The organism is Sporosarcina sp. P1 (assembly GCF_002743155.1).
Classification (GTDB): domain Bacteria; phylum Bacillota; class Bacilli; order Bacillales_A; family Planococcaceae; genus Sporosarcina; species Sporosarcina ureae_B.
On sequence record NZ_PDYS01000002.1, the window covers coordinates 225,649 to 238,300 of the forward strand.

Genomic DNA, 12,652 nt, shown 5'->3' on the forward strand with positions numbered 1-12,652 from the left:
TATAACCGAGGAGTGATTGGTAAGTGAATAAGAAGACGCAAAGTGAATGGCTTGAAAAGCTACCCTTATTACAAAGCGTAGTAGAGCAGAAGGAAGTGTTATGGTGTAACCCTTCTGTCGAATGGGTAGCGGCGGGCCTGTTGAAGACGCATTTATCAAAAGTTGATATAGTAGATGCTAGCGATCGCCTAGAACGATTTGCTCCCTATTTGGCGAAAGCCTTTCCCGATACGGATAAAGGTGTCATTGAATCTCCATTAACCCCAATTCCAAAGATGAAGCGAGAACTTGAAACAGCGTACGCTATCCAGATCCCGGGAAAGCTTTTATTAAAGCAGGATAATGCGTTGCCAATTTCAGGGTCAATCAAAGCGCGTGGTGGTATTTATGAAGTTTTGAAGCATGCAGAGACGCTTGCGATCAATAGTCAGTTGCTCGATTCTACAAAAGACTACAGCCAATTTGATACACCGGTATTCCGTGAGTTGTTTGCGAAGCACAAAATCGCAGTAGGCTCGACAGGGAATCTGGGATTGAGTATTGGTATTATGAGTGCAAAACTTGGCTTCCATGTAACGGTGCATATGTCAGCCGATGCCAAACAGTGGAAAAAGGATTTATTGCGCTCAAAAGGTGTTCATGTGGTTGAGTATATCGATGATTACAGTAAAGCGGTAGAAGAAGGCCGACGTCAGGCAGAGGCTGACCCGTCTTGTCACTTTGTGGACGATGAAAACTCGATCGATTTATTCATGGGGTATGCAGTGGCAGGAGAACGTGTTGCAGCACAATTGAAAGAGCAAAATATTATTGTCGATGAAGCACACCCGCTATTCGTCTATTTACCATGCGGTGTAGGCGGAGGACCAGGTGGCGTGGCATTCGGATTAAAATTGGCATTAGGCGATCATGTGCATTGCCTTTTTGCTGAACCAACACACTCGCCGTGTATGATGATTGGAATGATGACAGGAATGCACGACCAAGTCTCAGTTGCAGATTTTGGCCTGGACAATAAAACTGCAGCTGATGGTTTAGCAGTCGGTACAGCGTCCGCATTTGTCGGAAAAACGATGGAACCATTCCTCACAGGATGCTATACGGTAGAAGATCAGACATTGTTCACGCTCCTGAAAAAGCTGGCGGATAGTGAAGACATCTGGTTAGAACCTTCAGCACTTGCTGGTATGATAGGGCCTGTACAAGTTATACAGTCTAAATTACCGTCAGCAGACTTCAAAAACACAACGCACCTTGTATGGGGAACGGGCGGAAATATGGTGCCTGCAGACGAAATGAAGAGATATTATAATCATACGGGGAAATAACACACTCTATTTCCCGGGAAATCGACAAAAGATCCGCAGAGATTATTCTCTGCGGATCTTTTGTTTAGACTATTTGATTTGGTAGAGGGGAGATGTTGATCAACGTGCTGGAACGCAAATTGGATCTCATCACTGATCCCCACCATTTTGACTTACATCTTGGTGTTACTGCAAATCTTTAAAAATCTTCAATTTCAACAGTCGTGGAGCCAATAATAGGCCGATAATTGTACCACTCACTGTCGATACAAGAAAAGGGGGTAGAAAGAAGAAGGCAGTGACGGTAGTGCCCATCAAAATTTTGGCATAAGGCACCGCAAACAATGGTGCTATCAAACCGGTTCCAATAATTTCTCCAATACCCGCACTCCAATTTCTTTTGAAACGCTGATAGAGTACGCCAGCTAAAAGTGCACCGATCATTCCGCCTGGAAACGCGAGCAGTGAACCTGTCCCTGTCAATAAACGTACGAGTCCTGTCATAAACGCTACCATCACGGCAGCTCCAGGCCCCATTATAATCGCCACTACGACATTCACAGCATGCTGTATGGGATATGCTCTGGCGATACCAGCAGGGAATGAAACGAATGCAGAGCCGGCAACTGCGATGGCTACAAACATTGTCATGAAAATCATTCTACGTGTATTCATACGAACCCCATTCATTCCAACAAGGAGTGTATTGTTTTTGCTAAATCACTTGCTGCATACTGTGGATCTTTAGCCGATGCGATCGCAGAAACAACGGCTACACCATCTGCTCCGGCTTGGATAATAGAGCTGGTTGTAGCCAGCGTAATTCCGCCTATAGCGACTATCGGCATATCAGGGAAAGTAGTATGAATTTCTTCTACTAAAGTGGTACCGACAACTGCCGAAGCATCAAGTTTGGTTGACGTCGGATAGATAGGCCCCAGTCCTACATAATCCGCACCAATGGATTGTGCAATTTGTACTTCTTGTGCATTGTGAGTCGAAACCCCAAGCCATTTATCCGGACCAATTCGCTGACGCACGCTGTCTGCCCGTTCATCATCTTGTCCTACATGAACCCCGTCCGCATTAATTGCCAATGCAAGATCCACATCGTCATTGATGATGAAAGGAACGCGATACAATCTGCATAGCGCCTGACACTTTCTGGCAAAACCGAGCAAAGCTTCGCCTTCGAGGGCATGTAATCCTTTTTCACGCAACTGAAAACATGTGACACCCCCGCGAAGAGCTGCTTCCACTATTGCTAATGGATCTTGATTCCCTGAGTTTGGTGTGCCCATTACAAAATATAAACCTAATGCTTTCTTCAATCCTATATTTGACATCAGTGTATCTCCTTTTTTAGATCACCATATGCCCAATGATTTGTCGGTCCATGGCCTGAACCGATCTTCAAGCCATTTTCAATCGCGGCTTGTATGAATTGCTTCGCTTCGGCAACTGCATCCGTCATGGAATAGCCTTTAGCTAGAAAACTTGTCAACGCCGCTGCAAATGTGCATCCGGTTCCATGTGTGTCTTTAGTTTGGATCCAAGGTGTAGTTACAGTGAATGACTGACCTTCTTCGTCCGCGTAATAATCCTTTGCGTCCAACACATCATTACGGTGGCCGCCTTTCATAACGACGGCTTTCGCTCCCATTTGGATAAAAGCAGCTGCGGCTTGCTGAATGTCTTCATCTGTTCGTATTTTCATTCCGGTCAGTACTTCCGCTTCAGGAATATTCGGAGTCACAATGGTGGCCAGTGGCAACAAATGCTCTTTTAATGCTTGAATCGCCTGTTGTTGCAATAAAGTTTGTCCTCCCTTTGCAATCATGACAGGGTCAATGACTAATGGAAACGAAGGGTATTCTTTTAATAGCGTAGCTACTTCAGTAATAATTTCTGCAGAAAACAGCATCCCGGTTTTACATGCTTTTACATCAAAATCATCAAGTACTGCACGTATTTGTGCTATTACTCCTTCTGTTTGTATTGGATAAACACCGTGAACACCGTGTGTGTTCTGAGCAGTCACCGCGGTTATAGCAGAAGTGCCAAATACACCTAGTTCCTGGAACGTTTTTAAGTCGGCTTGAATTCCTGCGCCACCTCCGCTATCCGAACCGGCAATGGTCAATGCTACTTGTACTGTCAATTGAAAAACCTCCTGTCTATTAGGTTGAAAATGTTTTCGATTCGCTATCCAATGTATGTAATGTATTTAGGAAGTTCACAGCAAAGTCGCCAGGACCACGTGAAATTTTTGCTGTCTGTTCACCAGCCCGTTTATAAAATGAAAGTGCATCTGCTACGGCTTCCAAGGGATGCTCCATTCCTATAGAGAGAAAAGCACCCGTGATAGAACTAAGTAAACACCCCGTACCTGTAATGGTAGTCATCATGGGGTGACCGCCTGTAATGGATAATGTGGAATCACCATCCGTGACAATATCCACTTCGCCTGATACTGCAACCAGACAGTTATACTTGCGAGCAGTCATTGTCGCTATACCTTTGATGTCGGCAGAACCTTCACCTGCGTCAACACCCTTGGCGGCCCATGGAACATCTGCAATTGCAGCAAGTTCCCCTGCATTACAACGGATCAGTGTGACGTCTACTTCGTTCAGTACTTTCAGGACGCTAGCTTTACGAAAAGCTGTGGCGCCTGCACCCACAGGGTCTAGTACGACGGGTTTTCCTACTGCGCGGGCACTGTTTCCTGCCAAAATCATTGCATCTACTGTTTGTTGCTTCAATGTGCCAATATTTAAAATGCTGCAAGAGGCAATTCTAGCGATATCTTCTGCTTCTTCTACTGCATCCGCCATAACGGGAGAAGCGCCTATTGCAAGTAAACCATTTGCTTGGAAATTCGCGACTACAAAATTTGTAATGCAATGAACGAGCGGTTGCCTTTGACGAAGTTCTTGAATAAGCTGCATGTTTCTTTTCCTCCCTTTAAAGGTATATATACAAAAAACCCATGCGTAGATGGGCAATTGGGTATGAAAACTACCCACTTCCCTCCTCTAGTATGTGCTAGATCAGGTTCAAAGGGTTTGCGTAATCGCATCTCAGCCGAAAAGAAGGCACCCCTAGTGGTGGCTATGTATCAGACAGGCTAATTATATCATATACATGAAAAAGGTTGAAATAATACTGGGATTAGAAGGTCTAAGTATTTGGAAATGAGCGATTCCGCATAGACAAAGAGGTATAACGATATGCTGAATGTTACATAATTATCTGAAGGCGTATAACTGTTTCAGATGAAATAGATAAAAGGGAGCAGATCGCAAATGGAGAAATTATTTGAAATTCAACAGATGGTTCATTCATTGGATGATATATCATTCACATGGAGTGACACAGGTGGTTATTATCGTGTTTATAAAAATGACAGGCAAGTATATGAAGGAACGGCTCCAAAGTTTACGGATGGTGAATTAGACCCGTCACATCCTTTTCAATATACAGTGGAACGAGTGGAGGAAGGACGGGTTCAAGATGTGATTGTTATCCAGACGTCCGCCCTAACAGAAGTACAGGAAGATGAACATCCTTTACAACGCTTAGTCATTACAACGATTGTCGCCCCATCACAAATTGCACTGTCATGGGAGTGGATTAAGGACGTAGAGAAGTTTGATATTTACCGCAACGGACAATACATCGAGACAATTACTGATAATCGTTTTATTGATCGTGAGACAAGTCTTTCTGAGTCGGTAGTATATAGTGTCGCGGCAACGCGTCCATTGATTGACAGCAATCAGAAAATGAATGTCAGTAAATCGATCGCATCAAAAGTGTATGAAGTGATTATGCCTCGAAATCTTGAGAATAAACCGACAGAAGAAATCTACACTTTTTCTGTACGGGTAAAGCAGCGGAATCAATTACTAAAACCGGTAGCTGACAGGAAAAAGACAAAAGAAGTGGAACAGTGGAAGTTCCGTTATACGACATTTTTAAAGGAAGATATTATAAAGAATCCGAATCTCTTTTCACCGATACCATACTTTACAGGAGATGATCGGGACTTTAATCCAGAAGGGAAAAGCTTCCGTACCCGTGTGGATATAGAAGGAGAGTTTATCGGGGGAGACAGTACATTGCAATTTACGAAAGCCACGGGACCATCAATCGGCTTGAATACGATGAAACGGTATAAGCGTCATGACCATGCGTCTGTAGATGGTATAGACATTGATCGGTTGGAAGGGAAATCGACAGAAGTTCATTTTACAATCAATCATGACGTAGGCAATCCATTAACCACTTCACCGCCAATTCATTATGAAGTGAAAGCTCATGTGGATCAGGAAGGGAACATTGACCTGGTTGGCTATCATAATGATGCACCTCATCATGAAATTTATTTAGCGCTTGACGGAGAGGACTGGCGTTCCGTCCATCGTACTGAAAGTGAAGGATTAGCGTATTTGTCAGGTGTGTTGGGAGATAATTATTGGCGTTATACCACATGTAATTAATGCAGTTGAGAAAATAGTATCATCCATCCCCTCTATTCTATCGTCTAGTAAGTATAATTTTATCTATTATTGTCAAAGCTAAATGATATAAAAACGTTAGAGGGTTTTCGTATGAAAAAAACCGGTTCTATAAGTGTCTTGCATGTTATTTTCCTGTCGATGACAATAATTGGTTTGAAAAATCATGTGACTATTATCCCGTCATTGGTGAAAGGGGCGGGAAGGGATGGATGGATATCTATTCTAGTGGCAACTATTGCAATCTTTCCTTGGCTTTTTCTCGTACTTTACATCCATAAAAAATCAAATCAACAACCGTTAACAAAGTGGTTGGAGACGAACATCGGGAAAGTCGCTACAGCCATATTCCGGTACGTAACGGCTTTCTTTTTAATTATTATGGCCGCATTTACAATGGGTGAGACATTATTTTGGATGGTGTCAACTTTTCTGCCAGAAACGCCTATGCTGCCGTTGGTAATCGTTTACACCATTTTATGTATCCTACTTGTCACCACAAACTTACAAACGATTGCGATGGTTAATGTACTTATTTTATTTTGGATCGTTATTTTAGGTTTTTTTATTGCATTTACGAATATGCAAGTGAAAAATTATGAGTTGCTTCAACCTTTTTTGGAACATGGATTTCAACCTGTACTCACTACCGCGATGTTTGCAGCATCCGGATTTGTCGAGATTTTGTTGTTCTTGTTCATACAACAACGAGTCAAAGATCGGATGCGGTGGTATCATTTCGCTATTATGCTTTTCATTTTAATGGGTTTGACCATGGGTCCTACCATTGGAGCCATAACGGAGTTTGGTCCAACCGAAGCGACAAAACAAAGATTTCCCGCCTATGAAGAATGGGGACTGGGATCGGTTGGGCGGTTTATCGAGCATTTTGATTTTGCTTCAATTTATCAATGGTTGTCAGGTGCATTCATAAGAGTGGGGCTTCTTTTATTCATAGCAGCGGACTTGTTAAATATGACAGGAGACAAACAGCGTATTTGGAAAATACTTGCCCCCGCTTTTTTCTTTATGACGTTGTCGTTGTCTCTTTTGGATGATCGTCTTTTTCATACCATTAAAGGAGATTATGTATTGATCATCACTTTATTCTTCATGCTCTTTCTATCTTTCTTTTTAGTCGTTATTGCTTTGATTTCAAGAAAACCATCTAGAAAAGTCAGAACATAAAATCTATACAGAAAATGGTGAAGAACCATGAAGTCGGATGAAAAGGAAATAGATATAAATTCCATGAAACAATTGTTTCTAAAGTCCGCGGATGTTCAGTTTCAATCGTACACGTTCAATGAACGTCCAGTAGTATTCATTACATGTAATGCCATGATCGATCAGCAATTACTGAATGAAGTCATTGTTCAACGTGTTCAGCTTATGATGAATCATTTGAAGGATGTAACGACAGAAGAAGCCATTGTAGCACAATTACACATTCCGGATTTAAAAAGAGTGGAAGACATTAATGAAGCGGGTACACTCGTATACACCGGAAATTTGCTTCTATATTTTGAGGAGTTTGGTCTTCTCTTTTCAAGTAATATTGCAAAAAAACCAAACCGAAATCCCGAAGAGACAAAATTAGAAGCACCGGTTAAAGGGCCTAGGGATAATTTTATTGAAGATGTTTCGGTCAATATCGCGCTAATCCGGAAGCGTTTACCAACGAGTTCATTGAGTGTGGAAAAATTTGAATTGGGGAAGCGAACTAAAACGACAGTAGCTCTTCTATATTTTGACGATATCGCTAGTAAAGAGACGTTAAATAGTATAAAAAACCAGATAAAAAAAGTTGATATGGATATCGTATTCAGCCCGGACTTACTGATGGAGAGTATGGATATTAAGGGCGTACTCTTCCCAAGAACTAACTATACAGGTCGACCCGATAATGCGATTCAATCACTAGCAAGAGGTAGATTTCTCATTTTTGTTGATGGGGCGGCCTATGCTGTAATTTTGCCCATAAACCTGTTTTTACTTGTTAAAACAAGTGATGATAATGAGAATATAGCTATTTATAGTTCGTTGGAACGGATATTGCGTATTTTTGGTTTGTCGATAGGTATAACTTTACCGGCACTTTGGCTCGCATTAACAACATTTCATCAAGATCAATTGCCCCTTCTATTATTAGCGACAGTCGTGAAAGCTAATACGGGACTGCCGTTGCCTACAACACTTGAAATGCTACTCATGCTACTCATGTTTGAATTATTTCGTGAGGCAGGCTTACGTCTTCCAATTGCACTTGGAGGAACGATTGGCGTTGTGGGTGGGTTAATTATTGGAGATGCCGCCATTCGGGCAGGAATTACAAGTCCCGCTATGATTGTCGTTATAGCGGCTTCAACGATTTCGACATTTACGTTGGTTAACCAATCGTTGGTGGGATCCGTGAGTATACTACGTATATTTTTCATTATCTTAACGTCCTTTTTTGGACTGTTTGGATTATTTATGGCGCTCTATTTTACCGTTCTATACTTAGCTAGTATTCGAACATTCGGGGTGCCTTACATGAATATTGCGACGGATTTAAGCTGGGAGACCATACAGAAGTCGCTTTTGCGTTTATATCCCAAACAATATAAAAAGCGTCCGAATATGCTAAGTCCCAAGGATAAAACACGGAACAAAGAAGGTGGAAAATGACTGCACGTATACTTACGCTAGTTTTGGCAATCCTTTCAGCAGTCCTTTCTGGCTGTGTGGATTCTAATGAGCCCGAAAGAATGCTTTATATCAATGGAGTCGGTGTGGATTTTAAGGATGGAAAATACGAAGTGTATGTGCAACTTGTCAGTTTTGCTAATACAGCAAATAGCGAGCAACCCATTGATATCGGAGCCGTGCAAGCGGAAGTTGGACATGCCACAGGCAATACAATGGATGAAGCGCTTTTTGAATTATATCATTCAGTAGATCAAAAATTGTTTTGGGGTCATCTTTCTTATATTGTTGCATCAGAAGACGTGATGGTTAAAGGGAAATTAAGTCCGGTTATTGATAGTTTTATTCGCTATAAGGAAACAAGATATCAAATTTGGCTGTACACCACGAAAGATCCCGTGCAAGATGTTCTTTTATTAAGACCCGTTCTTAATAAATCAATCACATTGTCTAAGCTTGGTGATCCCAAGAACTCCTATGAACAAGAATCTTTCATTCAGCCACTAAATATTCGACAGTTACTAATCGGACTGGATGAGCCTGGCCATGAAGCGATGATTCCATTAATTTCAGTGGAGGAAAATTGGAAGTCTATGCAGGAGCCTATTAAAGCACCGGTTTTGTCAGGGGTGGGTGTAATCACCCCTACCAGCTTCAAGGGATTTATCTCAGGTGACAAAGCCCGAGGAATACAATGGATGTCAAATAATACGAAAAGGGGCCAAGTTACCTTTAAATTGGACGGAGGAAATTATTTTACGATGATCATTGATAAGGTGAAGGTGAAAATCAAGCCGATTACTGGAAAGGGAGAAGTGAAGTTTGATATTAATGTCGATTTGTCGGCAACTGTCAGTGAAATGGGAAAAGATATTACGACAGATCGAATTCGGAAAGAGATAGAAAAAGTGGTGGAAAGTGAAATTAAGGAAACGTATGAGGATGCTTTAACAATAGACGTTGATATTTATCATCTTTCAGAGAAACTATATAGAAAAAACGTTAAAGAGTGGAAGAAGCATCATAAGGAAGGTAAATTGGAGTTGACCGAGGATTCTATTCGAAACTTGAAGGTGCGTGTTACAAAGCTTTCCTCAGATAGAAAATCATATAAAGAGACGATTGAACGATAAAGAATGACAACACAACTAATGGAATAAGCGATTTCTATTTGTCTGACCTGCACTATGTGAGTGGATAGCGATTGAGCTTTATAAATCAATCTTGGCATCTATACTCTTTTCTTTCGAAAGTATAGAATGAAAATATTCTACATTGAATTTTTTTATCGCATAGTTGGATTATGAATAGTAAATAAGTTAGTTCCAGCCAGTGTAATTGGCGAAACTTCTACCGTATATTTAAAGTGAAAAGTATTTAGTTGAAAGAAATGGAATCTTCCGCTATTATAAAAGATACTACATGTAAGCGCATTCAATTTGCATAAAGTTCTATAGAGATTCGTATAGTAGCTCTGTGTGCAAAAATGATTGCACTAGACTAATAGAAAAATGAGAGAACAGGGAGTGTGACGCAGTATGGTACAAGCTTCAGAAAATCTAGTTTATGCAAATCCGAATACAGAAGGTTCAAAAGTTCAGTTCAAGGAACGCTATGATAATTTTATTGGTGGTAAGTGGACGGCACCAGTAAAAGGCCAGTATTTCGATAATCCAACACCAGTTACAGGTAAGGTATTTACCCAGGTGGCGAGATCTACGGAAGAAGACATTGAACTGGCTCTGGATGCTGCTCATGCGGCGAAAGATGCATGGGGAAAAACATCAGTCACTGAACGTTCGAATATATTACTGAAGATAGCAGATCGTATTGAAGAGAATTTGGAAATGCTGGCTGTAGCTGAAACATGGGATAACGGAAAAGCTGTCCGTGAAACGTTGAATGCCGATCTTCCACTTGCAGTAGATCATTTCAGATACTTTGCTTCTGCAATTCGTGCACAAGAAGGCGGAGTCAGTCAAATTGATAACGACACAGTAGCCTACCATTTCCATGAGCCATTAGGAGTCGTGGGTCAGATTATTCCTTGGAACTTCCCGATTCTAATGGCAGTATGGAAACTTGCCCCGGCATTGGCGGCAGGAAACTGTATCGTGTTAAAACCAGCTGAGCAAACACCAGCGTCTATTTTGGTATTGGTAGAATTAATCGAAGATTTACTACCAGCAGGTGTTTTAAACGTCGTCAACGGTTTTGGACTGGAAGCCGGAAAACCCCTAGCGTCCAATCCTAGAATTAATAAAATCGCTTTTACTGGCGAGACGACAACAGGTCGTCTGATCATGCAGTACGCTTCTCAAAACTTGATTCCGGTCACATTAGAACTGGGCGGGAAATCCCCGAACATTTTCTTTGAAGATGTAATGGCGAAAGATGATGCGTTCCTTGACAAAGCAGTCGAAGGTTTTGTTATGTTCGCCTTGAATCAAGGGGAGGTCTGTACATGTCCGTCCCGAGCGCTAATTCAGGAATCCATTTACGACAAGTTTATGGAACGTGCACTTGAGCGTGTTAAAGCGATCAAGACGGGTAATCCATTGGATCCAACAGTCATGATGGGTGCTCAGGCATCTACTGAACAACTGGAAAAAATTCTTTCCTACTTGGATATCGGAAAACAAGAAGGCGCAGAATGTCTGACGGGTGGAGAGCAGAACAAACTCGAAGGGGATCTTGCAGAGGGGTATTATGTGAAGCCGACTGTATTTAAAGGGCATAATAAAATGAGGATCTTCCAAGAAGAGATTTTCGGTCCCGTAGTAGCGGTTACAACATTCAAAGATAAAGAAGAAGCGTTAGAAATTGCGAACGACACATTATATGGACTAGGTTCAGGTGTATGGACGCGTGATATGAATACGGCGTACCGCTTCGGTCGCGGAATTCAGGCAGGACGCGTATGGACGAACTGTTATCATGCGTATCCGGCACACTCTGCATTTGGTGGCTATAAAGCTTCAGGGATCGGACGTGAAAATCACTTGCAAATGCTGGCACATTATCAGCAGACGAAGAACATGCTCGTTAGTTACGACGAAAGTAAACTAGGATTCTTTTAATCGAATCTATCTGGAGGATTCAAAGTGAATGGAGGAAATCCTATGCCAGATCGAGTAATCGCAACAGAAAAAGCGTTGGTTCTTATAAAATTGTTAAAAGATAAGCACGGTCCTTTGATGTTCCATCAGTCTGGCGGTTGCTGTGATGGATCTTCTCCGATGTGTTACGAAGACGGAGATTTGATTGTAGGTAATCAGGATATCTTGCTTGGTCATATTGGAGGTATGCCATTCTATATGATGAAAAGCCAGTTTGAGTATTGGAAACATACGCAACTGATTATTGATGTAGTCGACGGACGTGGGGGAATGTTTTCGCTCGAAGGAGTGGAAGGGAAACGTTTCTTAACTAGATCTCGTGCTTTTACCGACGAGGAATATAAGGAATTTACTTCATAAAAAAGCCTTCCATGCAATAGGAAGGCTAGGACTGGAAGCAACTCTCAAAAAATGGGAGTTTGTTTTCAGTTTTTTTATTTACTGCATCAGGGCTTTATAATGATTAAACACTTCATGCCATAAAACGTTGACGGTCCTCAGGTGAAGGCAACATGCAGGATAATTCTTTTTTACCGAACCATTTATATCGGTTTGTTGCAACATAGTCGTAGACGATATCGCGGATTGCTGGTGGGATGACTACGAATAGAAATGCCAAGTGCCATAAACCATCCAGTTTTTTTGCGATACGCAAGGCTGCGCCTGACTTTGTATAAGCTTTCCCATTTTCGATCAATACTAAGCTATCAACGTTGTCAGGAATTTGATAGTCCTTACGAAGTTTTCTACCTACATCATCTTGTAACGAAGCGAATGAAAAGTGTTTGTATGGATCACGTTTAATAATAAATTGAACGCTTGCATCACAGAAGTTACATTCGCCATCAAATAGTATAATTCTATTTCGTTTCATATTATATTCTCTCCTTTAAAAATAGATGATATCGTACTATACCCACATAGTTTTAACTTCACTCATGCTCATTAAACTGGATAGAGTGAATTACTTTGTGGTTAGTATATAAGAGAAGATGATTAGGATCGATTTGTCTTG

Annotated in this window: 12 protein-coding genes and 1 riboswitch; of the genes, 7 read left to right on the top strand and 5 right to left on the bottom strand. The window is 41.4% G+C overall.

Annotated elements, in window-relative coordinates; all coding sequences use genetic code 11:
* Positions 1-23: 23 nt before the first annotated feature.
* Positions 24-1,328, top strand: a complete 1,305-nt coding sequence (locus tag CSV73_RS03965; protein WP_099626707.1) for a D-serine ammonia-lyase — start codon at positions 24-26, stop codon at positions 1,326-1,328.
* A gap of 165 nt (positions 1,329-1,493) precedes the next feature.
* Here the strand turns inward: CSV73_RS03965 and thiW are convergent, their stop codons facing one another.
* From thiW to thiM, 4 genes are read right to left on the bottom strand one after another with little or no spacing between them, the layout of a single operon-like run.
* Complete coding sequence (gene thiW / locus CSV73_RS03970; protein ID WP_085132055.1) at positions 1,494-1,982, bottom strand: energy coupling factor transporter S component ThiW; 489 nt, start codon at positions 1,980-1,982, stop codon at positions 1,494-1,496.
* Between the two features lie 11 nt (positions 1,983-1,993).
* Positions 1,994-2,653 carry a thiamine phosphate synthase gene (thiE, locus tag CSV73_RS03975; protein ID WP_085132054.1) on the bottom strand — a complete coding sequence of 220 codons (660 nt, stop codon included), beginning with the start codon at positions 2,651-2,653 and terminating at the stop codon, positions 1,994-1,996.
* Positions 2,653-3,468, bottom strand: coding sequence for a bifunctional hydroxymethylpyrimidine kinase/phosphomethylpyrimidine kinase (gene thiD / locus CSV73_RS03980; RefSeq protein WP_099626708.1), 816 nt, complete (start codon positions 3,466-3,468; stop codon positions 2,653-2,655). The genes thiE and thiD overlap by 1 nt, the downstream gene beginning before the upstream one ends.
* 19 nt (positions 3,469-3,487) lie before the next feature.
* Positions 3,488-4,258, bottom strand: a complete 771-nt coding sequence (gene thiM / locus CSV73_RS03985) for a hydroxyethylthiazole kinase (RefSeq protein WP_099626709.1) — start codon at positions 4,256-4,258, stop codon at positions 3,488-3,490.
* 62 nt (positions 4,259-4,320) lie between these two features.
* Positions 4,321-4,423: riboswitch (TPP riboswitch) on the bottom strand.
* Positions 4,424-4,615: 192 nt separating this feature from the next.
* On the opposite strand from thiM, the gene CSV73_RS03990 reads away from it, so the two are divergent.
* The 6 genes from CSV73_RS03990 (at position 4,616) to CSV73_RS04015 (ending at position 11,997) form a co-directional block, all read left to right on the top strand.
* The gene (locus CSV73_RS03990; RefSeq protein ID WP_085132051.1) at positions 4,616-5,812 is read left to right on the top strand and encodes a DUF3238 domain-containing protein; all 1,197 of its coding nucleotides are present in this window, start codon (positions 4,616-4,618) and stop codon (positions 5,810-5,812) included.
* A 111-nt stretch (positions 5,813-5,923) separates the two neighbouring features.
* Complete coding sequence (locus CSV73_RS03995) at positions 5,924-7,018, top strand: GerAB/ArcD/ProY family transporter (RefSeq protein WP_099626710.1); 1,095 nt, start codon at positions 5,924-5,926, stop codon at positions 7,016-7,018.
* Positions 7,019-7,045: 27 nt separating this feature from the next.
* Positions 7,046-8,500: a spore germination protein gene (locus CSV73_RS04000; protein WP_099626711.1), complete on the top strand. Its 1,455-nt coding sequence runs from the start codon at positions 7,046-7,048 to the stop codon at positions 8,498-8,500.
* The gene (locus CSV73_RS04005; protein WP_099626712.1) at positions 8,497-9,651 is read left to right on the top strand and encodes a Ger(x)C family spore germination protein; all 1,155 of its coding nucleotides are present in this window, start codon (positions 8,497-8,499) and stop codon (positions 9,649-9,651) included. The genes CSV73_RS04000 and CSV73_RS04005 overlap by 4 nt, the downstream gene beginning before the upstream one ends.
* 405 nt (positions 9,652-10,056) lie before the next feature.
* Entirely contained in the window at positions 10,057-11,598 is a 1,542-nt protein-coding gene (gene adh, locus CSV73_RS04010; RefSeq protein ID WP_085132047.1) for an aldehyde dehydrogenase, read from the top strand.
* Positions 11,599-11,640: 42 nt separating this feature from the next.
* Complete coding sequence (locus CSV73_RS04015) at positions 11,641-11,997, top strand: DUF779 domain-containing protein (protein WP_085133592.1); 357 nt, start codon at positions 11,641-11,643, stop codon at positions 11,995-11,997.
* Positions 11,998-12,109: 112 nt separating this feature from the next.
* Here the strand turns inward: CSV73_RS04015 and CSV73_RS04020 are convergent, their stop codons facing one another.
* Positions 12,110-12,511: a thiol-disulfide oxidoreductase DCC family protein gene (locus CSV73_RS04020; RefSeq protein ID WP_085132046.1), complete on the bottom strand. Its 402-nt coding sequence runs from the start codon at positions 12,509-12,511 to the stop codon at positions 12,110-12,112.
* Between the last annotated feature and the right edge of the window lie 141 nt (positions 12,512-12,652).